Raw genomic sequence first — 24,333 nt, 5'->3', positions numbered from 1 at the left:
TGCGTTGTTATGCGCGCGCCGCGAGACGCGCGGCGACCATGATCGCCTTCATCTCGCGCACGGCGTTGTCCCAGCCGGCGAAGATCGCGTGCGCGACGATCGCGTGGCCGATATTCAGTTCGACGATGCCTTCGATCGCCGCGATCGGCTGGACGTTCGTGTAATGCAGGCCGTGACCCGCGTTCACTTTCAGTCCGAGCGACGCGCCGAACTCGACGCCGCGCACGACGCGCTCGAACTCGCGCTGTTGTTCGCCCGCGTCGTGCGCTTCCGCGTAGGCGCCCGTGTGAAGTTCGATCACGGGCGCGCCCGCTTCGTGCGCGGCGCGAATCTGCGCTTCGTCGGCATCGATAAAGAGCGACACGCGTGAACCCGCGTCGGCCAGCTGCTTGCAAGCGGCGCGCACGGCCTCGAAGTGTCCGACGACATCGAGCCCGCCTTCCGTCGTCAGTTCCTGGCGCTTTTCCGGCACCAGACACACGTCATGCGGCTGCACCTCGCATGCGATGTCGAGCATTTCCTGCGTCACCGCGCACTCGAGGTTCATGCGCGTCTTCAACTGCGGACGCAATGCGCGCACGTCGGCGTCGACGATATGACGACGGTCTTCGCGCAGATGTAGCGTGATCGCGTCGGCGCCCGCTTCTTCTGCCTGGAGCGCGGCGCGGATCGGATCGGGATACGACGTGCCGCGCGCGTTGCGCAGCGTGGCGACGTGGTCGATGTTCACGCCGAGGTCGATCACATTCGGAGAAGTCAGAAAGAAGCTCATAAGTTCTGCAGGTCGATCAGGATCTGGCGCGTCGCGAGCGGCGTGCCGCCCAGATAGGTGTTGAGCAAAAAGCGCATCAGCGTCTTGCTTTGCGCGACGGTCTGCGTTCGATGGTAATCGTCCTGCTCCATATCGAGCAAGGTTTGTCCGCTGATCACGGGCCAGTTCGACGGATACTCGTCGGATGCTTCGCGCACGCCGCGTTCCGGGTCGAACACATAACGGCCCTCGGGCACCACGGCCTTGCGCGCCACTGTTCGATTGAGCGCCATCGCATAACCGGTTTCGCGCAAGAGCACGCGCTCGAATGAGCGCAGTACCTGCACGGGCGGCTCGTCGTGCGCGAGGCGCGTGAGCGTGACGACGTAATGGTGGAACAGTTGCGGATGCGGGTCTTCGCGCGCGAGAAACTTCACGAGTAACTCGTTCACGTAGAAGCCGCACAGCAGCGCATCGCCCGTGAGCGGCAGCATCCCGCCGACCCATTCGGCACCCGTCAGCGTGCGCATTTCCGATTTGCCCGACCAGTTGAGCGACAGCGGCTGGAACGTTTGCAGCACGCCGCGCAGCGCCGAATGTGGACGCTTGGCGCCCTTTGCGACGAGCGCGATCCGGCCGTGATCGCGCGACAGCACGTCGATGATCAGGCTCGTTTCACGGTATGGATAGCTATGCAGCACGAAAGCGGGCTGCTCGCTGATGCGGAACTCGGAGGCAGGTGCACGCGGCACGCGGGACGGTGAACGGCGCGCCGATGTTTTGCGCGCGGGCGCTTCGGCGCGGTCGCCGTCATCGGAAAAGTCGTCGTCGTTTTTGCGCGACGACGTGCTGCGTTTGGACGAGCGCGCGGCACGCACCGGCTTCACGGCTGCCGGCGGCTCGAACGATTCGGGCTGCTCGCGCTGAGCGCGCGTGGCGTCGTCAGGATCGGTGTCGGATTCGGCGTCGTGCGGCAGCGTCATCCACGCGTCGGATCGGGTACCCGTTGCGTCGTCGCTCGTAACGTCATTCGTACCCATAGGCACGGAGTCCGGCTTCGTTGTCGGCCCAGCCACTCTTCACCTTGATGAACGTTTCGAGATACACCGGACCGTCGAACAGCTTTTCCATGTCGAGGCGCGCCTCCGTGCTGATCTGCTTCAGCTTCGCGCCCTTCTGGCCGATGATCATCGCCTTGTGCATATCGCGCTCGACGAGAATCGTCGCGAAAACACGACGCAGGCGTCCTTCCGTCTCAAACTTGTCGATCAGCACGGTACTGGTGTACGGCAGTTCGTCACCCGTCCAGCGGAACACTTTCTCGCGCAGGATTTCGGCGGCGAGGAAACGCTCGCTGCGATCGGTCAGGTCGTCTTCGCCGTAGATCGGCTCGCCTTCCGGCAGATACGGCTTGACCGTCGCGAGAAGGCGCTTGATATCGTCGGCATTCTTGGCAGACAGCGGCACGATTTCCTTGAACTCGCGCAACGCACTCATCTGCTGCATGAACGGGAACAGCGAATCCTTGTCGTTCACGCGGTCGAGCTTGTTCGCGATCAGCAGCGTCGGCGCGGACTTCGGAATCAGGTCGAGCACCTTCTGGTCGTCGGGACCGAAACGGCCGGCTTCGATGACGAACAGCACGGCGTCGACGGAAGTCAATGTGGACGTGACCGCGCGATTCAGCGAGCGGTTCAGCGCGCCGCTGTGACGCGTCTGGAAACCGGGCGTGTCGACGAAGATGTACTGCGCGTCGTCGAGCGTGTTGATGCCCGTGATGCGATGACGCGTCGTCTGCGCCTTGCGCGACGTGATGCTGACTTTCTGGCCGACGAGCGCGTTCATCAGCGTCGACTTGCCGACATTAGGACGGCCGACGATCGCGACCATGCCGCAACGAAAACCAGTGGGAGTGGGAGCGTTCATATTCGTACTACGGCAGGTTCGTGTGGACGCGCGTCGTAGAGCGCGCGTTCACGTGATATTGCGTTCAGTGACCGGCATCGGCCACGCGGGTGTGCACCGCGCCGGCGACGCCGGGTTCGAGATCGCCCGTATTTGCGCCGGACGTGGCCTCGCGAGCGCGAGACGCAGGTTTGTCTGCGCTGCGGGCGTTGGTGTCGGGTTTTTCCGCGGGCTTTTCGGCCGTTTTGTCAGACGGCTTTTCGGGCGCTTTGTCTGCTGCGCGTGCCGCTGTGTCGGGCTTGTCGGAGCTTTGGCGCTCGGGTTGACGCTCTGCCGGTTTGGCGGCCGTGTCCGGCTTGTCGGCGATTCGCGCGGGCCGCTCGCCCTTCTCGCCACGTTCGGCCTTGTCGCTTGTCGCGTCCTGGCTGTATTCGACATGCGCGGCGCGGATGACGGCGAGCGGCGCGGCCGCGGCTGCCTGTCCCGCCGACGGCACTTCCGGCGCCAACGACTTCGCTTCGGCCCGCGCCGCGCGCTCGGCCCGGCGGCTGTCGGGTGCGCGCAAATCGAGCGCAGCCTGAACGCCTGTCACGCCCGGTACGATTTCCGCTTCCTGCTTCGCTGCGCGCGCGCCCTTCGAGCGCTTCGGCTTGGCCACCACGGCGGGCGCCGCCGCCATCACTTCATCGAGCGCTTTTTTCGCCGCAGCCTGCTCGGCCGCGCGGCGGCTCGCGCCGGAACCGGACACTTTCACGTCCAGCTTCGGCACCGTGCATTCGACTTCGAACTGCTGATTGTGCGCCGCACCATGCGTGGCGACGACGGTGTAAGTCGGCAGCGGAATCTTGTGGCCTTGCAGGTATTCCTGCAGCAGTGTCTTGGCATCCTTGCCGAGCGTGCGCGGGTCGATGTGGTCGAGAATCGGCACGTACAGGCGCTTGATGACCGTCTGCGCGGCGTCAAAGCCGCCATCGAGGAAGATCGCACCCAGAATGGCTTCAAGCGTGTCCGCGAGGATCGACGGGCGACGGAAGCCGCCGCTGCGCAGTTCGCCTTCGCCGAGCCGCAGGCCTTCCGAAATATTCAGGGCCTGAGCGATTTCATACAAGGACTGCTGCTTGACCAGATTCGCACGAACGCGGGACAGATCGCCCTCGTCCAGTTTCCCGAAACGTTGGAACAAAAGCGCGGCCACCGCGCAGTTCAGAACGGAATCGCCGAGAAATTCCAGCCGCTCGTTATGCGTGGCACTGTGACTGCGGTGAGTTAAAGCCTGGCGCAACAATTCCGCATTGCGAAATTCGTAGCGCAAACGGCTTTCCAACGGAGATAGGGGCATGTGCAGAGTATAACGCGGGCGCATCACGGGGCGGAAACGCGGCCCCGGCGCCGAAAAAGCGTGTTGTAGCGACGTTACCGCGCGTTCTTAAAGTAGCGTGATAGCACGTCGCGTCAAATGCGCGACGTGTTGCGCGGGTTCAGTGCGCATCGTTCGTCGATGCGCGAAAGGCGATCACTGGAAGCCGCCGATACGCTTCAAACTACTGAAGTTCATCCAGATGAAAAACGCGCGACCGACGACGTTCTTGTCGGGAGCAAAGCCCCAGTAGCGGCTGTCCGCGCTGTTGTCGCGGTTGTCGCCCATCATGAAGTAGTTGCCCGGCGGCACCTTGCACGTCACGCCATGCGCGTCGTACTTGCAGTTATCGCGATAAGGATAGTCTTCTGCGCCGACGATGAACGGCGGCACAGCGGGATTATTGAGAATGCGATTCTTGCGGCCGTCGATGTCTTCTTCAAACTGCTTCGCGTAGCCGATGCGTTCTTCATCGAAGTAATCAGGCAGCGGCGTTTCGGGTACGGGCTTGCCGTTGATCGTCAGCTTCTTGTCCTCGTACGAGACGATATCGCCCGGCAGACCGATCACGCGCTTGATGTAGTCGACCGATTCGTCCTTCGGATAGCGGAACACGACGACGTCGCCACGCTGCAGCGGACGGCCTTCCGTGATCTTCGTATTCGTGATCGGCAAACGGATGCCGTAGTCGTACTTGTTGACGAGGATGAAGTCGCCGACCAGCAGCGTCGGCACCATCGAACCCGACGGAATCTTGAACGGCTCGACCACGAACGAGCGCACGACGAACACGACCAGAATCACCGGGAAAAAGCTGGCCGTGTATTCGAGCCACCACGGCTGACGCAGCTTGTCGTCACGCAGACGCGCGCGCGTGGCGGGCGCATTCTCGTCGGCGAAACGCTCGCCGATGCGTGCCTGCTGATTGTCGAACTCGGCGACGGCTGCGTCCGCCGCCCGGCGCCGTTGCGGCAGGAAAACCAGTTTGTCCGCGACCCATGCCACGCCCGTGAGAATCACGAGCACAAAAAGAATCAGCGCAAAATTCATAGGGTTCCAGTTCTTAGTCTTATTTGTCTTCGACGCGCAGAATCGCGAGGAAAGCCTCTTGCGGAATCTCGACAGAGCCGACCTGCTTCATCCGCTTCTTACCTTCTTTCTGCTTTTCCAACAGCTTCTTCTTACGCGTGATGTCGCCGCCATAACACTTGGCAAGAACGTTCTTACGCAGCGCCTTGATGTTCTCACGCGCGATGATGTGCGCACCGATCGTCGCCTGGATCGCAACGTCGTACATCTGACGCGGAATGATTTCGCGCATCTTCGCCGCCACTTCGCGGCCGCGGTACTGGCTTTGCGACCGGTGGACGATGACGGACAGCGCGTCGACCTTGTCGCCGTTGATCAGCATGTCGACCTTCACCACGTCCGACGCGCGATATTCCTTGAACTCGTAATCCATCGACGCATAGCCCCGCGATACCGACTTCAGACGATCGAAGAAGTCGAGCACGATTTCGCCCATCGGGATTTCGTACGTTAGCTGAACCTGGCGGCCGTGGTACTGCATGTTGATCTGCGAGCCGCGCTTTTGCGTACACAGCGTGATCACCGCGCCGACATAGTCTTGCGGCATGTACAGATTCACGGTGACGATCGGCTCGCGCACTTCTTCGATCTTCGACGGGTCCGGCATCTTCGCCGGATTCTCGACCATGATGGTCGTGCCGTCGCGTTGAACGACTTCGTAGACAACGGTCGGCGCGGTGGTGATCAGGTCCATGTCGAACTCGCGCTCGAGACGTTCCTGGACGATCTCCATATGCAACAGACCCAGGAAGCCGCAGCGAAAGCCAAAACCGAGTGCCTGAGACACTTCTGGTTCGTACATCAGTGAGGCGTCGTTGAGCTTGAGTTTTTCCAGCGATTCGCGCAGTGCGTCGTACTGGTTCGCTTCGACAGGATAGAGACCCGCGAACACCTGCGGCTTCACTTCCTTGAAGCCCGGCAGCGGTTCCGGCGCGGCGTTCTTGATAGTCGTGACGGTATCGCCGACCTTGGCTGCCGTCAGTTCCTTGATGCCCGCGATGATGAAACCCACTTGCCCAGCCGACAGCGATTCCAGATTCTTCGACTTCGGCGTGAACACGCCGACGTGCTCCACGGGATACTCAGCGCCCGTCGCCATCATGCGAATGCGGTCCTTCGGACGCAGCGTGCCGTTGACGATGCGCACCAGCATCACGACGCCGACGTAATTGTCGAACCACGAGTCGATGATCAGTGCTTGCAGTGGCGCGTCCGCGTTGCCCTTCGGCGGCGGCACTTTCGCGATTAGCGATTCGAGCACGTCTTCGACGCCCAAGCCCGTCTTCGCGCTGCAAGGCGTGGCGTCGGTCGCGTCGATGCCGATCACGTCTTCGATTTCAGCGATCGCGTTTTCGGGGTTGGCGGCCGGCAGGTCGATCTTGTTGAGCACGGGCACCACTTCGACGCCCAGTTCGATTGCCGTGTAGCAGTTCGCGACCGTCTGCGCCTCGACGCCCTGACTCGCGTCGACGACCAGCAGCGCGCCTTCGCACGCGGACAGCGAACGGCTGACTTCGTACGAGAAGTCGACGTGCCCCGGCGTGTCGATCATGTTCAGGTTGTACACCTTGCCGTCGCGCGCGCGGTACGACAGCGCCGCCGTCTGAGCCTTGATGGTGATGCCGCGCTCGCGCTCGAGATCCATCGAGTCGAGCACCTGTGCTTCCATCTCGCGGTCCGACAGACCGCCGCAAATCTGGATGATGCGATCGGCGAGCGTCGACTTGCCGTGGTCGATGTGCGCAATGATCGAAAAGTTACGAATATGATCCATTCAGTGCCGATCAAGCGAAAAAGGCGCGCTCGGACGATTGCGGAGCACGCCTTGTAAGTAAGTGAAAAACTTATCTATTTTAGCCGAAAAGGGGGTCGCCGGGCACGACTTCCAGGTAGCGGGAGACATTCGTGCTATCTGATGACCGGTTTCCGGCCTTGCCGGGTCAGCGCGGCGGCGTTTCGGACTGCGCCGTCAACGCCGCCCGCACACGCGTTTCGTCGAGATGGTAATGACACAGCTCGACGCCTTCGTAGGTCAGCACGGGCACCCAGTCGTTGTAGCGCGCTTCGAGTGAAGGATCGGTGTCGATGTCGATCACTTCGAGCCGTACGCCGAATTCAGCCAGCAGCGGTTCGAGCGCGGCGCGCATGTCGTCGCAGAGGTGGCACCACGCGCGTCCGTAGAGCGTGAGCGATGCCACCGCGTTGACGACGTCCGTCACTTCGACGCGCGCGGCCGGACGGGCACGAACTGCGTGTTTTCCCCGCGACGGACCAGCAGCGCGACCATCTTCGACGCGTCGAGATGTGAAGTGACCTCTTCGAACTGCTTCGCGCTCGTGATATCCGTGTCGCCGACGCGCAGGATGATGTCGCCGCGCTGTAGCCCAACGCGCGCCGCCGGACCGTCGACGGCATCAACCTGTACGCCGTTGTGCAGCTTGAGCGACTTCATCTGATCGGCCGGGATATCGCTGACGGCCACGCCCAACGCGTTCGACGCGCGCGGCTTCGGCGTCGGCGCCTTCTTCTGGTCGGCCTTCGCGGTCTTCTCAGGCTGCATTTCGGCGACCGTCACAGGCACTTCGCGCGTCTGGCCCTTGCGCCACAGCGTGATCGTCGCCTTCGTGCCCGGCTTTGTGTCACCGACCATGCGCGGCAGATCCGTCGCGGTGTCGACATTGTGTCCGTTGAACTTCAGGATGATGTCGCCCGGCTGCACGCCCGCCTTGTCGGCGGGACCGCCCGGCTCGACGCTGCTGACGAGCGCGCCCTGTGCCTTCGGCAATCCGAGCGAATCGGCCACGTCCTTCGTGACTTCACCGATCGCGACGGCGATACGGCCGCGCGTCACCTTGCCCGTCGTCTTCAGCTGATCGGCCACACGCATCGCTTCGTCGATCGGAATCGCGAACGAGATGCCCATGAAGCCGCCCGTCCGGCTGTAGATCTGCGAATTGATGCCGATCACTTCGCCCTGCATGTTGATCAACGGACCGCCTGAGTTGCCGGGATTCACGGCCACATCCGTCTGGATGAACGGCAGATAATCGCCCGTGTCGCGCCCCTTCGCGCTGACGATGCCCGCCGTCACCGTGTTTTCGAGCCCGAACGGCGAGCCGATCGCGACGACCCATTCGCCGACGCGTACCTTGTTCGAATCGCCGATCGGCACTGTGGGCAGGTTCGCTGCGTTGATCTTGACGACGGCCACGTCGGTGCGGTCGTCGACGCCGATCAGCTTGGCCTTGAACTCGCGCTTGTCGGTGAGCGTGACGTAGATCGTGTCCGCGTCGTCGATCACGTGAGCGTTCGTCATCACGTAGCCGTCCGACGACAGGATGAAGCCCGAGCCGACGCCGCTGTTCTGCTCGGTATCGGGGCCGTTGTCGGGCGATTGATCCTGGTCGTTGTTATCGCCGCGGGGCGATTTTGGCGTGCCCGGCGATTGCGGCGACTGGGGCGAATTAGGCATCGGAATGCCGAAGAAACGCCTGAAAAACTCCGACATATCGCCATCGTCCATGCCGGGCGGCAGGCCGCGCGTGCTATTGGACACACGCGCCGTGGTGCGGATGTTGACGACGGCTGGCCCGACCTTGTCGACCAGATCGGTGAAATCGGGCAGATTGGCAGCAGGCGCCGCCGACGCCGCGTGCGGCGCAAGCGGCAGGCAAGCCACCAGTACTGCGGCCGCGAAGAATTTGCGCACCGAGAGAATCGTCATGTCGTAGCGAACCGAAGGATTACCTGGAAGGCTTGTATTCTATGGCAGCCGCGAATTGCTGCAACGTGGTCTGAGGCACTTCCCCGAGCAAGGTGATCCAGAAATCCCCGCGCCGCTTGACCAGTACGTGCGTCGCCCCGCTGCTTCCCGCTCCTTCCTTGCGGGTGCTTTTTTCGACCGGCTCCACGAAGATCGATATTGCCGCAAGACCGTCGGAGAACACCATCTGGTCGACAGGAATAGGCGGATTGGACGGGTCGTGCGCCGCCATCGGCCGGCGCAACTCGCGAATCTTGTGGAAACCGGCGACAGGCGACGTCAGTTGCCAGCCCTGCGCTTCCATATCGACGGGCTCGACGGGCGGTCGCACCACGGTCCAGCCGGACGTATTCTTGATGCCGGACGCGATAGGGGCCTTGTCGACAGGCACGCCGATGCGAATCTGCGAAAACGACATCTGTTCGAGCACCTGACCGCTCGGGTCGAGCGTCTGCGCGCGCAGCAGCAGTCCCGTTTTCGTGTCGGCCCAGAGTTTGTAGGCAAAACGGTTCGCGTCCTTCGGATCCAGCTCGATCACCTGGCTATCGACACCCGCAACGCGGTCCGTGCCCAGCATCTTCGGCTCGTAGACGCTCAGCACCTGCTCGCCGCTCGCCGATAACAGGGCCGGAAACGAGTCCTTGTTCTGCCGTTTCTCGACGACGCATAAATGCCGCTCGGGCACGAACGTATAGAGCTCGTCGTTATGACGCAGCATCTTGCGCGGCTTGCCGTCGAGGCTTTCCAGCGATTCGAACTCGCCGTCGTTACGCGTTGCGTAGTGGGAAATGCGCGAGGACTGTACGAAATTGCCGCGCTGATAGACGAAGGCACCCTCGTAGTTCTGCTGCTGCGCGGCCTGATGGATCCGGTTCAGCAGTTCCGCCGCGCTGTGCCGGGTGGCAGAGTCGTCGGTTTGCGCGAAGGTACGCGACGTAGCGGACAACATCACGGCTGCGCAGAACAGAAATGCCGGCAGCCGCCCCCAGATAGTCGTTTTTTTCAACCGCAGACTCTGCATCAGACTAGTGGCCCTGCGTGGTCAAAGAAGCCGCGCGGAGCAACGGCATCGAGCCCGAAACGACAGGCTGCAGGCCGAACTGTTGATGCGCTTCCAGATATTGATCGAGGCTCGCGTCGCGGATGATGTTGCCATCCGACACATCCGCCTGGGCCGTGGTCGCGGCAGGCATCGAAGCCATCGCCACGCGCTGCACCGAATCCGTGTGCGGCGCGACCGACGCGACTTGCGTGACGCCCGCGCCCGTATTCACGCCCGACAGCTGCGGCATCACGATCCACGTCAGCGTTGCGGCAGCGGCCGCCACGGCGAACGCCGGAATCACGCGACGGCGCAGCGCCAGCAGACGGCGCGTGGCGGGCACGGCAGCCGGTGCAAGTACATGTGCCTCGCTCTCGAAGCGGGCCGAAAAGCCCGCCAGAAAGGCGCTGCTCGTGGCCGGACTGACGGCCAGATCGTCGGAACGCAGCGCGTCGCCGATCAGGTGATAGCACGACCATGCCGCGCGATCTTCATGACCCAGCGCGGCCAGAATTGTGTTCGGATGCTCGCCGTCGAGCAGTTCGCCGTCGACAAAAGCAGACAGACGCTCGGCATGCGAGCTCGCTTGCGCATTTGTTTGCATTGGCATCGAAACCGACCCCATGATGCTCCCCATCTTTCAGACACCCCGTAGTGACACCACTTAACCCAGATACTGCGCCGCTGTCCGCGAGGCCGGCTGGCAGCTGTTCTACAGCCTCACCAGCGCTTGCCCTCGGGCGTGTCAAGCAGCGGACGCAATTTTGCCGCAATGGCCTCGCGAGCACGGAAAATTCTTGATCTGACGGTGCCGATCGGGCAACCCATCATTTCAGCGATTTCCTCGTAGCTCAGACCTTCAATTTCACGAAGAGTTATGGCGGTGCGCAGCTCTTCCGGTAAAACCGCCATCGCAGCATTGACCGTCTCAGCGATCTGTTTGCTCATCAACATCGACTCGGGCGTGTTGATATCCCTTAGTTGGTCGGCATCCGAGAAAGTTTCCGCTTCTTCAGCATCTGCTTCTGTCGAAGTGGGCGCTCGGCGGCCCTGGGTCGCAAGGTAATTCTTGGCCGTATTGACGGCAATCCGGTACAACCACGTATAGAACGCGGACTCGCCGCGGAATTGGGGCAGCGCCCGGTATGCCTTGATGAAGGCATCCTGGGCCACGTCCTCGACCTCGGCAGGATCCCGCACGAGGCGCGAGATCAGCCGGATGATCTTGCGGTGGTACTTTGAGACCAGAAGCTCGAACGCGGCCTTGTCGCCGTTCTGGACGCGTTCAACCAGCACCTGATCTATTTCTTTTTCGCTCACCTGATAAATCCGTTAACTTTTGCGCGTGTAGCGGGGCACCATTGTAGCGTCCCCTTCAACGCGGCACGTTACGCGCGTAACAGCCGTTACAGTCTTTACAGTCAAGGCGTTCAGCCGCGCCGGGAGGCCCGCTCAGACGTGCGCCGCGCGTCTGGCGAGCACGGCAAGCTCGCGAAAAACACGGCTTTCGAGCATGTCGGCCGCGAGCAGCAACCGGTGCAATGCGCCTTCGTCGTCCTCGAGCCACAACATCAGCAGGCTGTCGCTCCACTGGCTGCATCCAACGATACGGCCCTGAGTGCGCAATATTCCCGCCCGGTTCCAGATCGACAGTCCTTCCGGCCCGATTTTAAGGGCGCCGGGCTGATTGCGCCCTTGATGGACCGCGGCCAGCAACAGAATTCCGAGAACGGCCAATCCCGTCAGCGCCGCCCGACCAAGCCCAAAGCGAGCTCCGATGGTCGTGCAGACAGCCGTGATAGCCACGACGATGAAAAACGCGGTCGCCAGATGCAACGCGGCGGACCGCCGCAGCGCAATGCGTTGCGAGGGTCCGCCGTTCAGTGCGGAATCGGAAGACTGAGCCGGCTCAGCCGGCAGCGACGATGCCGCCGTCAAGCGTTCAGGCGCGCTTGAAAACCAGCGTGCCGTTCGTGCCGCCGAACCCGAACGAGTTCTTCAGCGCGACGTCGATCTTCATCTCCCGCGCCGTGTTCGCGCAGTAGTCGAGATCGCATTCCGGATCCTGGTTGAAGATGTTGATGGTCGGCGGCGACACCTGATTGTGCACGGCGAGCACCGTGAACACCGACTCCAGACCGCCCGCGCCACCCAGCAGGTGACCCGTCATCGACTTCGTCGAGTTCACGACGATCTTCTTCGAGTGATCGCCGAATGCGCGCTTGATACCCGTGGTTTCAGCGAGGTCGCCGAGCGGCGTCGAGGTGCCGTGCGCGTTCAGGTAGTTCACCGAATCAGGGTTCACGCCCGCGTTCTTCAGCGCCGCGAGCATGCAGCGGCGTGCGCCGTCGCCGTCTTCCAGCGGGGCCGTCATGTGATACGCGTCGCCGCTCATGCCGTAGCCGCCGACTTCCGCGTAGATCTTCGCGCCGCGCGCCTTGGCGTGCTCGTACTCTTCGAGCACCATCACGCCGGCGCCTTCACCGAGCACGAAGCCGTCGCGGTCCTTGTCCCACGGACGGCTGGCCGTCGACGGATCGTCGTTACGCTGCGACAGCGCACGCGCCGCCGCAAAGCCGCCGATGCCGAGCGGCGAAACCGTCGACTCCGCGCCGCCCGCGATCATCACGTCACAGTCGCCGTACTCGATCAGCCGCGAAGCTTCGCCGATGCAGTGCAGGCCCGTCGTACAGGCCGTCACCATCGACAGATTCGGACCCTTGAGACCAAACTTGATCGACAGGTGGCCGGAGATCATGTTGATGATCGACGCGGGCACGAAGAACGGCGAGATACGGCGCGGACCGCGGTTCAGCAGTTCCGTTTGCGTGACTTCGATCATCGGCAGGCCGCCGATGCCCGAACCCACGTTCACGCCAATGCGTTCGGCGTTCGCTTCGGTGACTTCAAGGCCGCTGTCCTTCATCGCCTGAATGCCAGCCGCCACGCCGTAATGGATGAACGTATCCATGTGGCGGGCTTCCTTGCCGGCGATGTAGTCTTCGATGTTGAAGCCCTTCACTTCACCGGCAAAACGCGTGGAGAAGTTCGACGCATCGAACTTCGTGATGTTGGCGATGCCGGACTTGCCGGCGACCAGATTGGCCCAGCCGTCGGCAACATTATTGCCAACAGGCGAAATAAGGCCCAGGCCTGTAACAACAACACGACGACGGCTCACGGTAACCCCTTTTCCATAGATGACAAAACAAAAGCCACAGAAGCGCACAGGTAAGCGCCCTGTGTGCCCTGTGGCTGTTTAACCTGACGAACGCGCTGACCAGGGCGCTGACGAATACGCTGACCAGTGCACGGGCGAAGTCGCCAGAACATGCACCAGTAAGCGCAATGGCGTAAGAGCCGATCCTTGTTGCATCGGCCAGTGCGCCTTGAACGACGCCGTCAGGCTCGCGCGCATGCGCATCGGCATTGACGCCTGCCCCGTTTGCGCCGTCTGGCGCGACGAGGCTGCCGGCACGACGGACGCTGCGGAACTCGCAGCAGCCGAAGCAGCCAGGCAGGCGCGAATGACCTTAGGCCTTGACGTTAGCGCGAGCGTAGTCGATCGCTTGCTGAACAGTCGTGATCTTCTCGGCTTCTTCATCCGGAATTTCCATGCCGAATTCGTCTTCGAGAGCCATCACCAGTTCGACCGTGTCGAGCGAGTCAGCGCCGAGGTCGTTCACGAACGATGCTTCGTTCTTGATTTCCGCTTCAGCAACACCGAGTTGCTCTGCAACGATCTTCTTGACGCGCTGTTCGATATTGTCCATTACCCCTCCAAGGGAAAAAAGTTCATAAATACAGGTGCGCGCATTTTATCAGGTTTGCATCTGTAAAAAAGCGGCGCACTGGGTTGCTGTAAAGCCGTTCTGTCCGCGCTTTGAATGGCATCAAGGCGCGGATAGTAACCGAATTTGATTACGACATATACATGCCGCCGTTCACATGCAGCGTCGTGCCGGTGATATAACCGGCCTGCGGCGATGCGAGGAACGTAACAGCATGAGCGATATCCTCCGGGCTGCCGAGTCGGCCGAGCGGAATCTGAGCCTTCAGAGCCGTTTGCTGCTCTTCGGGCAACGTCTTCGTCATGTCCGTGTCGATGAAGCCCGGCGCGACGCAGTTCACCGTGATGTTACGGCTGCCGATCTCACGTGCGAGCGCACGCGTCATGCCCGCTACGCCTGCCTTCGCGGCTGCATAGTTCGCCTGACCTGCATTACCCGACGAGCCGACCACCGACGTGATATTGATGATGCGGCCGCCGCGCGCTTTCATCATCGGGCGCAGCACGGCGCGCGACAAACGGAACACGGACTTGAGGTTCGTGTCGATCACGTTGTCCCAGTCTTCGTCCTTCATGCGCATGGCCAGCTGGTCTTGCGTGATACCCGCGTTGTTGACCAGCACGTTGAGCGCGCCGAATTCCTTCACGGTACCGTCGATCAGCGCTTCAGCCGCTGCTGCATCGTTGACGTTGAGCACTGCGCCACGGCCGTTCAGACCTTCCGCCTTAAACGCTTCCGTGATCGCGTTCGCGCCGCTTTCACTCGTGGCCGTGCCAATTACCGTCGCGCCTTGACGCGCGAGTTCGATCGCGATTGCGCGGCCGATGCCACGCGAGGCACCCGTCACGATTGCGATCTGTTTGTCGAGAGTCTTTTCCATCGTTCGATTCCGCATGGCCCTGCACATGCAGGGCTGTTTGATTCATTGCTACCGTACAAATAGACGTTCAAGCTGTGACGACTTTCAGCGCTTCGTCCAGCGACGCCGGATCGACGATCGCCGCACCGACCAGATTGCCGTCGATGCGCCTGGTCAGACCCGCAAGCACCTTGCCGGGACCGCACTCGATCACATGCGTAACGCCCTGCTTCGCGATCGACTGCACGCACTCTACCCAGCGTACGGCACCCGCCGCCTGACGCACCAGTGCATCCTTGATGCCAGCCGGTTCGTTGACGATAGCCACGTCGACGTTGTTCACGACAGGAATGGACGGCACTTGCACTTCGACGCTCGCCAGATATTCGCGCAACTGATCCGACGCCGGCTTGAGCAGCGACGAATGGAACGGCGCGGACACAGGGAGCGGTAGCGCGCGCTTGGCGCCTTTTGCCTTTGCCACTTCGCACGCCTTTTCAACCGCCGCCTTGTGACCGGCGATCACGACCTGCGCGGGCGCGTTGAAGTTCACGGCTTCGACGACGCCTGCCGCCGATGCCTCCTTGCACACTTCGCGCACGGTGTCGTCATCGAGACCGAGAATGGCAGCCATGCCGCCCTGCCCGACGGGCACGGCGTTCTGCATGGCCTGCGCGCGAAAACGCACGAGCGGCACTGCATCGCGAAACTTCAGCGCGCCAGCGGCGACGAGCGCCGTGTATTCGCCGAGGCTGTGACCGGCCACGATTGTAGGCGCAGGGCCGTTCGCCGCCTGCCATGCGCGAAAGATCGCGTAAGCAGCCGTCAGCATCACGGGTTGGGTGTTAGTGGTGAGATTCAGGTCTTCAGCCGGGCCTTCGGAGATCAGTTTGCCGAGATCCTGGTTGAGCGCGTCGGACGCTTCCTGGAGGGTTTCGCGCACGATCGCGTTATCGGCGAATGCATTGAGCATGCCGACCGCCTGCGAGCCCTGCCCCGGAAAAACGAACGCAAATTTCATATCGTCCCCAATTCGATCAATTCATTGTGCGTGACGCGCACGCATGGCGTGCGCCGCCACCTGAAGCGGCGCTCAGGCGCTGCTTCGCGCGGTCATCAGTAACGGATGACCGATGCGCCCCATGTAAAGCCGCCGCCGACGCCTTCGATCAGCACGTTATGGCCGCGCTGGATGCGTCCGTCGCGAACCGCGACGTCGAGCGCGAGCGGGATCGATGCCGCCGACGTGTTGCCGTGCTCGTGCACGGTTACGACCATCCGCTCCTGCGGCAGGCCGAGCTTGCGGCACGTGCTCTGCATGATGCGGATATTGGCCTGGTGCGGAATCAGCCAGTCGACCTGTTCGGGCTGAAGATCAGCCTTCTGCAGCGCCTCGACCGCGACTTTCTCCAGCACGTTGACAGCCAGCTTGAACACCGCCTGACCGTCCATGTGCAGGAACGCACTGCCTTGCACGATGCCGCCGTTCACATTGCCCGGCGTACACAGGATGTTCGAATGGCTGCCGTCCGCATGCAACGCGCTTGCCAGCACACCCGGTTCATCCGATGCCTGCAGGATCACAGCGCCCGCGCCGTCGCCGAACAGCACGCACGTGGTGCGGTCGTTGAAATCGAGAATGCGCGAGAACGTTTCAGCACCGACCACCAGCGCAGTACGATGTTGCCCGCTTCGAATGAAGCTGTCAGCCGTCGCAACGGCATAGGCAAAACCTGAGCACACGGCCTGCACGTCGAACGCGGCGCCGTTGTTCTTGATGCCCAGTTTGTTCTGCAGCAGACACGCCGTGCTCGGAAACACGAAGTCAGGCGTCGATGTGGCGACGATGATCAGGTCGATGGATTGCGGATCGACGTCGGCGGCTTCGATCGCGCGTTGCGACGCGATGAGCGAGAGATCGCTGGTCGTGACATCGGGATCGGCGAAGTGACGCGCGTGAATGCCCGTGCGGGCCACGATCCATTCGTCGCTAGTCTCGACGCCCTGCTTCGCGAGACGATCGGCCAGTTCCTGATTGGAAACGCGGTTGGACGGCAGATAGCTGCCCGTGCCCAGCACGCGGGAATAGGTAGTGGATTGAGCCATTATGCCTTCGAGGATTGTGCGCTGTAGGGCTCGGCCGGCTGGCCAGAAATCGGACCCGCGATCGGGCTTGCCACCTGGCTCGCGGAACCCGGTCCGCCTGCGTCGCGCTTCGCCTGTTCGAGTGAACCCGCGTTCTCCTCCATCGCGCGGGCAAGGCGTTCGAGAACGCCATTTTTGACGGCATCATACCCGCGTTTGATTGCCCACTCAAACGCGTAGGCATCGGCCGAACCGTGACTTTTGATCACCAGCCCGCGCAGGCCGAGCAGCGCCGCGCCGTTGTACTGGCGATGATCGACACGCTTCTTGAAACGCAGCAGCACGGGCAGCGCGAGCACGGCCATCACCTTGGTCAGCCACGAGCGGCCGAATTCTTCCTTGATGATATCGGAGAGCATCTGCGCGAGGCCTTCGGACGTCTTCAGCGCAACGTTGCCGACAAAGCCATCGCAGACGATCACGTCGACGGTGCCTTTGTAGATATCGTTGCCTTCCACGTTACCGCGGAAATTGAGCGTGCTGGTCCGCAGCAGTTCGCCCGCCCGCTTGATGGTGTCGTTGCCCTTGATGACCTCTTCGCCGATATTCAGGAGCCCGATGGTCGGACGCTCCTTGCCTTCGACGGCGGAAACCAGCGCATGCCCCATCTCCGCGAACTGCAACAGATGCTGCGGTTCGCAATCGACGTTCGCGCCGAGGTCGAGCATCGTGGTGTAGCCAGTGGGATTGGGCAAGGCAAACGCGATCGCCGGACGTTCGATGCCCGGGAGCGTTTTAAGGACATAGCGGGAAACGGCCATCAGCGCGCCGGTGTTGCCGGCGGAGATGCAGGCCTGCGCCTCGTCGTCTTTGACGCGATTGAGCGCCACGCGCATCGACGAGTCTTTCTTCTTGCGAAGTGCGACTTCGACAGGGTCGTCCATCGCGACGATTTCGGACGCGGGTACGACCGTGATTGCCGGATTGTCCGCCGCCTTCAGCTTTTTGAGCTGCGCACGAATCGCGCCTTCGATGCCAACGAGCATCAGGTGCGCATCGGCGTGCGAGCGAACGAAGTTGACGGCAGCGGGAACGGTCACGGACGGGCCGTGGTCGCCTCCCATGCAATCTATCGTGAGCTTTACAGTCATGGAATGCGACGAATTTCAGGCACAAAAAAGCGGCAGTTGAATGCCGCCTTTTTGATGAACCGGGAAAATGTCAAGCGAGCCGATCGCCACGCTAAACGCCAATGGGATAAACCCAGTTGAGCGCAATGCTGACGATTAGTCGTTCTTCGTCTTGACGACTTTCTTGCCGCGATAGTAGCCGTTCGGGCTGATGTGGTGACGCAGATGCACTTCACCCGTGCTCGGCTCAACAGCCAGCGGCGCTGCGTTGAGGAAATCGTGCGAGCGGTGCATGCCGCGCTTCGACGGCGACTTCTTGTTTTGTTGAACTGCCATGATAACTCCTGAAAATTTTCCGAATTCTAACACAGCCCGACGCAGCAACCGCCATAGGCCACGTGGCTAAACCACCGTGCCCGGCGCGCCCCATCGCGCTCCCATGCAACTGTTCAGTGCTTCTTGCCGCCGGAGCCGCCCGACTTCAGACCTTCGAGTGCCGCAAAAGGATTCGGCCGCTTGGGCTCTTCACCCTCTTCGGCTTCGCCCTCGGCGACCTCTTCGCCTTCCAGCCCAGCCGTGCCCGAGGTCAGACTCTCGTGCACTTCGGGACAGACGTCGTGCTTGGGCACGAGCGGCAACGAAAGCAGCAATTCCTCTTCGATCAAGTCGACAAGATCGAACTGGCGTGACCCAACGATCACATCGACTTCATCCTCGTCCAGAGGAAACTCTTCAGCTTCCTCTTCCGTATTGACGATCCGGTAAGTCGCATCGACGTTGAACGCCTGCTCATACGGAGACAGGCAACGCTGACATTCGAGCCATGCGGCGCCGTGAATCGCGAGCCTCAGATACGGCTGCGGACCCTCGGCGCCGTCGTCCTGCAATTCCGGCTGCGTCGTCCCTTCGGCTTGCCAGGTGAACGCGGTATCGCGGTCTGGCGCTTCCGCCGGGACTTCGTTTAACATGCGCGGCAGTTGCGAGACGCGCACGGTACCCGCGGCCTGACGTCCACTGCGTGCAAAATCGAACAGGTCGAGTGCGCGCGGGTCGACGAGACCAGCAGGTTTGCCAGGATGTTGAGTCATGTGCGCTCCTGCGTCGGCAAGGATTTCAGCCGGGTAAGTCGTTATATGCCCTGTTGCGTCGACAGCGCCCGCCTGGACGCCATTTGGCAAAGCATACCGATGAAAAGCCCAAAATCATATCCGTTTTGTCTTTTCGAGTCAAACACTTAAGGCCGGCTACGCAGACGCGCCGCCGCCTCGCCTTTCGACACCCCGTTTTCCCGATAGATCAAGGTTCTTTCCCAGCATGCCGGATTCCTCCAAACGCCCGCCCCGCCTGATTCTGGCGTCGAGTTCGCCGTATCGGCGTGAACTGCTCGAACGCCTGCGCATTCCGTTCGACGTCGTGGTGCCCGCCATCGACGAAACACCGCTCGAAGGTGAATTGCCGGAAGAAACGGCGGTGCGTCTCGCGCAGGCGAAAGCGCGCGCCGTCGCCGCAGAACAGCCGACCGGCGAACGTGCGCTGATCATCGGCTCGGATCAGGTCGCGACCTACGACGGCCATCAGATCGGCAAACCCGGTACGCATGAAAAAGCGCTGGCGCAATTGCAGGCGATGCGCGGCCGCGAGGTGCTATTCCACAGCGCGCTTTGCCTGCTCGATAGCACCTCCGACGACGCCGAAACCGTCGACGTCATCACAAAAGTGCGCTTTCGTGACCTGTCCGACGCCGCGCTCGACGCCTATCTTCGCGCCGAAACACCTTACGACTGCGCTGGCAGCGCGAAAGCGGAAGGCCTCGGCATCGCGCTGCTCGACGCCATCGAATCCGACGATCCGACCGCGTTGATCGGCCTCCCGCTGATCGCGCTCACCCGCATGCTGCTTGCCGCGGGCTACCCGCTGCTGGAGGCGCAATGAGCGGCGTTCTCTATCTGATCCCGAATACGCTCGGCGACGGCGACGCCGCCGCGCTCGATGCCGTCCTGCCCGCGCCCGTGCGCGCCCGCGCGGCCGCCCTGCACTATTACATAGGCGAAAACGCCAAAACGACGCGCGCGTTCCTGAAAAAAGTCGGCACGGAGCGGCCGATTCAGGAAATCGAGATTCGCGAACTGAACGTCAATACGCCGGCTGGCGAAATCGACAAGCTTCTGGCGCCCGTTCTGGCGGGGACGGATGCGGGACTCGTATCGGAAGCGGGATGCCCCGCCGTCGCCGATCCGGGCGCGCTTCTCGTGCGCCGTGCCCACGAGCGCGGCGTGAAGGTGGTGCCGTTCGTCGGACCGAGTTCGATTCTGCTCGCGCTGATGGCATCCGGGCTGAACGGCCAGAGTTTTGCATTCCACGGCTATCTGCCCGTCGACGCCAACGAGCGCGCGAAACGCCTGCGCGAACTCGAGCAGCAGTCGCGCAAAGGCAAGCAGACGCAGATTTTCATCGAAACGCCGTACCGGAATCGCGCGTTGCTCGACACGTTGATCGCGACGTGCGCGCCGTCGACACTCGTCTGTGTCGCAGTCGATCTGACACTAGAAAGCGAAACGATCCTGAGCCGGACCGTCATCGACTGGAAGAAGAAGCCCGCGCCGGATCTTCACAAACGCCCGGCGATTTTTCTGATTCTGGCGAACTGACGCCAGGAAAGCGGCGGTCGGATTCCTGGACCGCCGCCGCCAAGCGAATACGGCGCTTACCGCAGATTCAGCTTGCCGATCGTCGCCATCGCACGCACGGCGCCGCTGCCGACGGCCGCGCCGAACTTACGCGCCACGCGATCCGTGATGCTTTCCTTCACCGTGTAGTCGACCACGTCGGGCGCCTTGATGATTTCGCGCGCAACGTAATCGGTATCGCCGAAACCGTCGGCCAAACCCAGTTCGACGCTCTTTTCGCCCGTCCAGAACAGGCCCGAGAAGATGTCCGGCGTGTCCTGCAGCCGCTTGCCGCGCCCCTGCTTCACGGCGTCGATGAATTGCGCGTGGATTTCGTCCAGCATCGCCTGCGCGTGTTGATCCATCTTCGGCGTATCGGGCGAGAACGGATCGAAAAAGCCCTTGTTCTCACCGGAAGTGCGCATCCGGCGCTGGATGCCCAGCTTGTCCATCAGACCTGTAAAGCCGAAGCCATCCATCAGCACACCAATCGATCCGACGATGCTGGCCTTGTCGACATAAATCTTGTCGGCGGCCGCGGCAGCGTAATAGCCGCCCGACGCACACATATCGCTCACGACGACGTAAAGCGGAATTGCCGGATATTTCGCGCGCAATCGGCGAATTTCACGGTAGATGATGCCCGCCTGAACCGGGCTGCCTCCCGGACTGTTGCAGCGTAATACGACGCCCGCCGTGCCAGCATCATCGAAAGCGCTCGCGAGCGCCGCGTCGACATCTTCAGCGTTTGCATTCGTATCCGACGCGATCTCGCCTTCAAGTGTGACGAGTGCTGTGTGCCGGCCAGTCGCGGCGACTTTCTCCCCGCTGAAGTCGAACACGGCCCACGCGATGACGACCAGCACTGCCAGGAACAGAAACCGGAAGAAAATGCGCCAACGCCGAGCCGCCCGCTGCTCGTTGACGGCCGCGAGCGCAATCCGCTCGAGCGCGGCGCGTTCCCAGTTCGGCTCGTCGGTGGACGCCCGGCGTGCTTCGCGGCCCGCTGTGGCAGGTTCGTTCGGATCGGGAGTCAGATTGTCGGACATGCGTTAGCGTCGATTGGAATCGAGGTTTGAAAATGATGCCGGGAAATCAGACAGATGCCGGACGCAGATCGGTGTCCGGCATCCAGAATACGGCACGGCCTTCAGGCGTATCGCGCTCGTCGACCTGCAAGGGCCGAAGCCTGCCGCCGCGGCACGGGCCGCCCACGCATTTGCCCGTATCTGGCGCGTAAATCGCGCCATGCGTCGCGCACATCAAGTATAAGCCGGACGATTCGAAGAACTGTCCCTCGTTCCAGTCCAGTTCCATCGGAACGTGCGCGCAGCGGTTCAGATAGCCATAGGCAACGCCGTCGTAACGCACGAAAAACACGACGGCGTCGCCGCCCGCGTAAGTCGCGTTACGACGTACCCCCGCCCCGCCGTCGACCAGTTCTTCGGACGCGCACACGCGCACGGGTTCAAGCACGGCGTCCGTCATGCGTGCTCCCGCAGCCAGCCCGACAGCGACGCGATGCTATCCGCGACGAACTTCGGCTCCAGCGCCACCAGCGAGTTGGCGGGATGCGCGCCGTACGTGACGCCGATGCCCGACACGCCCGCGTTGATCGCCATCTGCAGATCATGCGTCGTATCGCCGACCATCACCGTACGCGCGGGATCCTGCCCCAGTTCGCGCGTGAGTTCATGCAACATGGCGGGATGCGGCTTCGAGAACGTTTCGTCGGCGCAGCGCGTGCCGTCGAACAGGCTCGTCAGGCGCACCTGGTCGAGCGCGCGATTCAGCCCGACGCGGCTCTTGCCCGTCGCGATCGCGAGCAGATAGCCCTGGTCGCGCAGGTCGGCCAGCATCTCGCGCACGCCCGTAAACAGCTCGGTCGTCTGATCCTTCACCAGATAATGGAAGCGATAACGCTCGGCGAGACGCGGATAGTCGGACGGATCGAGCGTCGGCGCGGCAATCTGGAGCGCGTCGCGCAAGCCCAGACCGATGACGAAACTCGCGGCTTCGTCGGCGGGCACGGGCAGGCCGAGGTCGCGGCAGGCCGCCTGGATGCTGCGCGTGATGTGGACGGTCGAATCCATCAACGTCCCGTCCCAATCGAACACGATCAGATCAAATTGCTGTCGAGCCATGCGTTCCCGTCTCGGTATGTGGTTGTGTATGGTCAGCCGCTGCGCCAGCGATCCCGGCGAGTTGCGCGACGAAACGCTTGCATTCCGCGGGCAGCGGCGCGTCGAACCGTACCGTCTCGCCCGACGCCGGATGCGTCAGTTTCAGTCGATACGCGTGCAAAAACATCCGTTTGAGCCCCGGATTGGCGTTGGAGCGCGCAAGCTGCTTGTTCAGCGCGAAATCCCCGTATTTGGCGTCACCGACGATCGGCAAGCCCAGATGCGCCAGATGGACACGAATCTGATGAGTGCGACCCGTTTTCAGTTCCGCCTCGAGCAGCGCGTAGTCGGTCCACCGGTCGACCAGATTGAAAATGGTGTGCGACGGCAGGCCGTCCGGCTGAACCCTCACGCGCCGCTCGCCGTCCGGCAGCAGATATTTGTGCAGCGGCTCTTTCACCGCGCGCCGACGGCCCCAGTCGCTCGCCCATTCTCCGTGGACACACGCGTAGTAGCGCTTGTCCATCCGGTTTTCTCGGATCTGCTCGTGCAGATTCACCAGCGCCGCACGCTTTTTCGCGAGCATCAGCACGCCCGACGTCTCGCGGTCCAGCCGATGCACCAGTTCCAGAAACTTCGCCTGCGGGCGCGCGGCGCGCAATTGCTCGATCACGCCGAACGCCACGCCGCTGCCGCCGTGGACGGCGACGCCCGCGGGTTTGTCGATGACGAGCATGTGATCGTCTTCGAACAGGATGTCGAAATGCGCGGACGGCGCCGGCGCGTTCACCGGTTCGTCGCTTTTTGCGATGCGGATGGGCGGTACGCGCACCAGATCGCCATAGGCCAGACGGTATTGCGCGTCGACCCGGCCCTTGTTCACGCGTACTTCGCCGCTGCGCAGAATCCGGTAAATATGACTCTTCGGCACGCCCTTACAGACGCGCAGCAGGAAATTGTCGATCCGCTGACCGGCCGCGCCGTCGTCGATTTCGATCATCGAAACCTGATCGCTCGCGACGCCCGTCACGGATTTCTGGGATGTTTTGCCTAACTCTTTCATTCTGAATATAATTTGCCCAGCAGTCTGCGGTGGCCGACTATATAGGATCGGCGCATTAAACCGAATCGCGGGTGGATTGCGCAGGTGCAAGCGATAAAAACGTTATTTTACTTGCGCCGGGGGTTGGTTGCTCGCCCTGAAAATGAGATGCAACAAGTTGCACGCACGATGCACGACACGGCAGGGACGGCGCCCACAGGCACGTTCGGTCACAGTCGGCATCGTCGGTAACGGAATTTTGGTTAAAAAGAATTTGACTGGCGAGCTTCGGCGACGGACGGCTTGGATGTCCCTTCAGCGCGAAGCGGCCGGTGGCGAAAATACGGCGTGCGCCCGAGGCGTCCCGCAGAAAGTGCGGGACATGGCGACGTCAAAATGAGGCGAGACACCCCTGAGCGGGACAGGCGCGCGTTGTGAGCGAGCTTGCCCGCTGCGGCAAGACCGCGGCTTTCGAACCCGTCCGGACGCGCGCCCAGCTGGCGCGGCAGCGCACGTGGACGAAAGCCTATGCAAGTCGGCTGCCAGGACCCGCGGCGTGTCGGGCCATTATTTGAAGCCGTGTTCGCATGTGCCCTGCGGCAGCGCGTCCATTTTCTTTCGGACGGCGCCCTTTCAAGGCAATTCTCCCGCCATCTTTCCCGCTCCAGCGTGCTTGTGAAAACACAATAAGGCGCGGCATGCCGCTGTCCTTGCCGCCGGCTGGCCGGGT

26 protein-coding genes are annotated in these 24,333 nt (G+C 62.2%); 2 read left to right on the top strand and 24 right to left on the bottom strand.

From position 1 onward, the window contains the following. Positions 1-7 precede the first annotated feature (7 nt). The 20 genes from pdxJ to QEN71_RS04530 form a co-directional block, all read right to left on the bottom strand. On the bottom strand, positions 8-772 hold the full coding sequence (gene pdxJ, locus QEN71_RS04625; protein ID WP_201661102.1) for a pyridoxine 5'-phosphate synthase: 765 nt from the start codon (positions 770-772) through the stop codon (positions 8-10). After that, complete coding sequence (gene recO, locus QEN71_RS04620) at positions 769-1,791, bottom strand: DNA repair protein RecO (RefSeq protein ID WP_201661103.1); 1,023 nt, start codon at positions 1,789-1,791, stop codon at positions 769-771. The genes pdxJ and recO overlap by 4 nt, the downstream gene beginning before the upstream one ends. Further along, positions 1,778-2,677: a GTPase Era gene (gene era / locus QEN71_RS04615; protein ID WP_201661104.1), complete on the bottom strand. Its 900-nt coding sequence runs from the start codon at positions 2,675-2,677 to the stop codon at positions 1,778-1,780. The genes recO and era overlap by 14 nt, the downstream gene beginning before the upstream one ends. A 64-nt stretch (positions 2,678-2,741) precedes the next feature. Then, entirely contained in the window at positions 2,742-3,995 is a 1,254-nt protein-coding gene (gene rnc, locus QEN71_RS04610; RefSeq protein ID WP_201661105.1) for a ribonuclease III, read from the bottom strand. A 174-nt stretch (positions 3,996-4,169) separates the two neighbouring features. After that, positions 4,170-5,063 (bottom strand): signal peptidase I, encoded by an 894-nt coding sequence (lepB, locus tag QEN71_RS04605; protein ID WP_201661106.1) that lies wholly within the window; start codon positions 5,061-5,063, stop codon positions 4,170-4,172. A gap of 19 nt (positions 5,064-5,082) precedes the next feature. Further along, complete coding sequence (gene lepA / locus QEN71_RS04600; RefSeq protein ID WP_201661108.1) at positions 5,083-6,876, bottom strand: translation elongation factor 4; 1,794 nt, start codon at positions 6,874-6,876, stop codon at positions 5,083-5,085. A gap of 166 nt (positions 6,877-7,042) precedes the next feature. Next, positions 7,043-7,249, bottom strand: a complete 207-nt coding sequence (locus QEN71_RS04595) for a glutaredoxin family protein (RefSeq protein ID WP_233472139.1) — start codon at positions 7,247-7,249, stop codon at positions 7,043-7,045. 68 nt (positions 7,250-7,317) lie between these two features. Beyond that, the gene (locus tag QEN71_RS04590; RefSeq protein ID WP_201661112.1) at positions 7,318-8,826 is read right to left on the bottom strand and encodes a DegQ family serine endoprotease; all 1,509 of its coding nucleotides are present in this window, start codon (positions 8,824-8,826) and stop codon (positions 7,318-7,320) included. Positions 8,827-8,845: 19 nt separating this feature from the next. Next, positions 8,846-9,886, bottom strand: a complete 1,041-nt coding sequence (locus QEN71_RS04585) for a MucB/RseB C-terminal domain-containing protein (protein ID WP_201661115.1) — start codon at positions 9,884-9,886, stop codon at positions 8,846-8,848. 4 nt (positions 9,887-9,890) lie between these two features. Next, positions 9,891-10,532, bottom strand: coding sequence for a sigma-E factor negative regulatory protein (locus QEN71_RS04580; protein WP_201661117.1), 642 nt, complete (start codon positions 10,530-10,532; stop codon positions 9,891-9,893). 95 nt (positions 10,533-10,627) lie between these two features. Further along, a complete protein-coding gene (gene rpoE / locus QEN71_RS04575) occupies positions 10,628-11,227 on the bottom strand; it encodes an RNA polymerase sigma factor RpoE (RefSeq protein WP_012400242.1) in 600 nt (199 codons plus the stop codon). Between the two features lie 132 nt (positions 11,228-11,359). Continuing rightward, positions 11,360-11,845, bottom strand: coding sequence for a protein YgfX (locus QEN71_RS04570; RefSeq protein WP_233472138.1), 486 nt, complete (start codon positions 11,843-11,845; stop codon positions 11,360-11,362). A gap of 4 nt (positions 11,846-11,849) precedes the next feature. Then, entirely contained in the window at positions 11,850-13,088 is a 1,239-nt protein-coding gene (gene fabF, locus QEN71_RS04565) for a beta-ketoacyl-ACP synthase II (RefSeq protein WP_201661119.1), read from the bottom strand. 352 nt (positions 13,089-13,440) lie between these two features. Then, positions 13,441-13,680, bottom strand: coding sequence for an acyl carrier protein (gene acpP / locus QEN71_RS04560; protein WP_004197638.1), 240 nt, complete (start codon positions 13,678-13,680; stop codon positions 13,441-13,443). Positions 13,681-13,828: 148 nt separating this feature from the next. Continuing rightward, positions 13,829-14,578, bottom strand: a complete 750-nt coding sequence (gene fabG, locus QEN71_RS04555; RefSeq protein ID WP_201661121.1) for a 3-oxoacyl-ACP reductase FabG — start codon at positions 14,576-14,578, stop codon at positions 13,829-13,831. Between the two features lie 67 nt (positions 14,579-14,645). Beyond that, the gene (gene fabD, locus QEN71_RS04550; RefSeq protein WP_201661124.1) at positions 14,646-15,578 is read right to left on the bottom strand and encodes an ACP S-malonyltransferase; all 933 of its coding nucleotides are present in this window, start codon (positions 15,576-15,578) and stop codon (positions 14,646-14,648) included. A 95-nt stretch (positions 15,579-15,673) separates the two neighbouring features. Further along, positions 15,674-16,663, bottom strand: coding sequence for a beta-ketoacyl-ACP synthase III (locus QEN71_RS04545; RefSeq protein WP_201661127.1), 990 nt, complete (start codon positions 16,661-16,663; stop codon positions 15,674-15,676). Continuing rightward, positions 16,663-17,793 carry a phosphate acyltransferase PlsX gene (gene plsX, locus QEN71_RS04540; protein WP_201661130.1) on the bottom strand — a complete coding sequence of 377 codons (1,131 nt, stop codon included), beginning with the start codon at positions 17,791-17,793 and terminating at the stop codon, positions 16,663-16,665. Before plsX ends, QEN71_RS04545 begins: the two co-directional genes overlap by 1 nt. A 135-nt stretch (positions 17,794-17,928) precedes the next feature. After that, positions 17,929-18,108 (bottom strand): 50S ribosomal protein L32, encoded by a 180-nt coding sequence (rpmF, locus tag QEN71_RS04535; RefSeq protein WP_012400235.1) that lies wholly within the window; start codon positions 18,106-18,108, stop codon positions 17,929-17,931. A gap of 113 nt (positions 18,109-18,221) precedes the next feature. Then, positions 18,222-18,860: a DUF177 domain-containing protein gene (locus tag QEN71_RS04530; protein WP_201661133.1), complete on the bottom strand. Its 639-nt coding sequence runs from the start codon at positions 18,858-18,860 to the stop codon at positions 18,222-18,224. Between the two features lie 226 nt (positions 18,861-19,086). Between QEN71_RS04530 and QEN71_RS04525 the strand changes: the two genes are divergently transcribed. Beyond that, positions 19,087-19,704, top strand: a complete 618-nt coding sequence (locus QEN71_RS04525; RefSeq protein WP_201661136.1) for a Maf-like protein — start codon at positions 19,087-19,089, stop codon at positions 19,702-19,704. After that, a complete protein-coding gene (locus QEN71_RS04520) occupies positions 19,701-20,420 on the top strand; it encodes an SAM-dependent methyltransferase (protein ID WP_201661139.1) in 720 nt (239 codons plus the stop codon). Before QEN71_RS04525 ends, QEN71_RS04520 begins: the two co-directional genes overlap by 4 nt. A gap of 56 nt (positions 20,421-20,476) precedes the next feature. On the opposite strand, the gene QEN71_RS04515 is transcribed toward QEN71_RS04520, so the two are convergent. From QEN71_RS04515 to QEN71_RS04500, 4 genes are read right to left on the bottom strand one after another with little or no spacing between them, the layout of a single operon-like run. Beyond that, complete coding sequence (locus tag QEN71_RS04515; RefSeq protein WP_201661142.1) at positions 20,477-21,487, bottom strand: S49 family peptidase; 1,011 nt, start codon at positions 21,485-21,487, stop codon at positions 20,477-20,479. A gap of 46 nt (positions 21,488-21,533) precedes the next feature. Beyond that, positions 21,534-21,926 carry a Rieske (2Fe-2S) protein gene (locus QEN71_RS04510; RefSeq protein ID WP_201661145.1) on the bottom strand — a complete coding sequence of 131 codons (393 nt, stop codon included), beginning with the start codon at positions 21,924-21,926 and terminating at the stop codon, positions 21,534-21,536. Beyond that, positions 21,923-22,582, bottom strand: coding sequence for an HAD-IA family hydrolase (locus QEN71_RS04505; RefSeq protein WP_201661148.1), 660 nt, complete (start codon positions 22,580-22,582; stop codon positions 21,923-21,925). Before QEN71_RS04505 ends, QEN71_RS04510 begins: the two co-directional genes overlap by 4 nt. After that, positions 22,563-23,624 carry an RluA family pseudouridine synthase gene (locus QEN71_RS04500; protein WP_201661150.1) on the bottom strand — a complete coding sequence of 354 codons (1,062 nt, stop codon included), beginning with the start codon at positions 23,622-23,624 and terminating at the stop codon, positions 22,563-22,565. The genes QEN71_RS04505 and QEN71_RS04500 overlap by 20 nt, the downstream gene beginning before the upstream one ends. Between the last annotated feature and the right edge of the window lie 709 nt (positions 23,625-24,333).

This window comes from Paraburkholderia sabiae, assembly GCF_030412785.1.
GTDB classification, from domain to species: Bacteria; Pseudomonadota; Gammaproteobacteria; order Burkholderiales; family Burkholderiaceae; genus Paraburkholderia; species Paraburkholderia sabiae.
The sequence above is the reverse complement of the archived record's forward strand: the minus strand, read 5'-3'. Positions and strand labels throughout refer to the sequence as shown.

What these genes read in the sequence shown, in the direction of transcription:
- QEN71_RS04515 (WP_201661142.1), bottom strand. Translation starts at nt 21,487, where the DNA reads ATGTCCGACAATCTGACTCCCGATCCGAACGAACCTGCCACAGCGGGC.
- lepA (WP_201661108.1), bottom strand. Translation starts at nt 6,876, where the DNA reads ATGGATCATATTCGTAACTTTTCGATCATTGCGCACATCGACCACGGC.
- rnc (WP_201661105.1), bottom strand. Translation starts at nt 3,995, where the DNA reads ATGCCCCTATCTCCGTTGGAAAGCCGTTTGCGCTACGAATTTCGCAAT.
- fabD (WP_201661124.1), bottom strand. Translation starts at nt 15,578, where the DNA reads ATGAAATTTGCGTTCGTTTTTCCGGGGCAGGGCTCGCAGGCGGTCGGC.
- QEN71_RS04510 (WP_201661145.1), bottom strand. Translation starts at nt 21,926, where the DNA reads ATGACGGACGCCGTGCTTGAACCCGTGCGCGTGTGCGCGTCCGAAGAA.
- QEN71_RS04525 (WP_201661136.1), top strand. Translation starts at nt 19,087, where the DNA reads ATGCCGGATTCCTCCAAACGCCCGCCCCGCCTGATTCTGGCGTCGAGT.
- QEN71_RS04500 (WP_201661150.1), bottom strand. Translation starts at nt 23,624, where the DNA reads ATGAAAGAGTTAGGCAAAACATCCCAGAAATCCGTGACGGGCGTCGCG.
- QEN71_RS04545 (WP_201661127.1), bottom strand. Translation starts at nt 16,663, where the DNA reads ATGGCTCAATCCACTACCTATTCCCGCGTGCTGGGCACGGGCAGCTAT.
- fabG (WP_201661121.1), bottom strand. Translation starts at nt 14,578, where the DNA reads ATGGAAAAGACTCTCGACAAACAGATCGCAATCGTGACGGGTGCCTCG.
- QEN71_RS04530 (WP_201661133.1), bottom strand. Translation starts at nt 18,860, where the DNA reads ATGACTCAACATCCTGGCAAACCTGCTGGTCTCGTCGACCCGCGCGCA.
- rpmF (WP_012400235.1), bottom strand. Translation starts at nt 18,108, where the DNA reads ATGGCAGTTCAACAAAACAAGAAGTCGCCGTCGAAGCGCGGCATGCAC.
- QEN71_RS04580 (WP_201661117.1), bottom strand. Translation starts at nt 10,532, where the DNA reads ATGGGGTCGGTTTCGATGCCAATGCAAACAAATGCGCAAGCGAGCTCG.
- era (WP_201661104.1), bottom strand. Translation starts at nt 2,677, where the DNA reads ATGAACGCTCCCACTCCCACTGGTTTTCGTTGCGGCATGGTCGCGATC.
- plsX (WP_201661130.1), bottom strand. Translation starts at nt 17,793, where the DNA reads ATGACTGTAAAGCTCACGATAGATTGCATGGGAGGCGACCACGGCCCG.
- pdxJ (WP_201661102.1), bottom strand. Translation starts at nt 772, where the DNA reads ATGAGCTTCTTTCTGACTTCTCCGAATGTGATCGACCTCGGCGTGAAC.
- QEN71_RS04585 (WP_201661115.1), bottom strand. Translation starts at nt 9,886, where the DNA reads ATGCAGAGTCTGCGGTTGAAAAAAACGACTATCTGGGGGCGGCTGCCG.
- lepB (WP_201661106.1), bottom strand. Translation starts at nt 5,063, where the DNA reads ATGAATTTTGCGCTGATTCTTTTTGTGCTCGTGATTCTCACGGGCGTG.
- QEN71_RS04505 (WP_201661148.1), bottom strand. Translation starts at nt 22,582, where the DNA reads ATGGCTCGACAGCAATTTGATCTGATCGTGTTCGATTGGGACGGGACG.
- recO (WP_201661103.1), bottom strand. Translation starts at nt 1,791, where the DNA reads ATGGGTACGAATGACGTTACGAGCGACGACGCAACGGGTACCCGATCC.
- acpP (WP_004197638.1), bottom strand. Translation starts at nt 13,680, where the DNA reads ATGGACAATATCGAACAGCGCGTCAAGAAGATCGTTGCAGAGCAACTC.
- QEN71_RS04595 (WP_233472139.1), bottom strand. Translation starts at nt 7,249, where the DNA reads ATGCGCGCCGCGCTCGAACCGCTGCTGGCTGAATTCGGCGTACGGCTC.
- QEN71_RS04590 (WP_201661112.1), bottom strand. Translation starts at nt 8,826, where the DNA reads ATGACGATTCTCTCGGTGCGCAAATTCTTCGCGGCCGCAGTACTGGTG.
- QEN71_RS04520 (WP_201661139.1), top strand. Translation starts at nt 19,701, where the DNA reads ATGAGCGGCGTTCTCTATCTGATCCCGAATACGCTCGGCGACGGCGAC.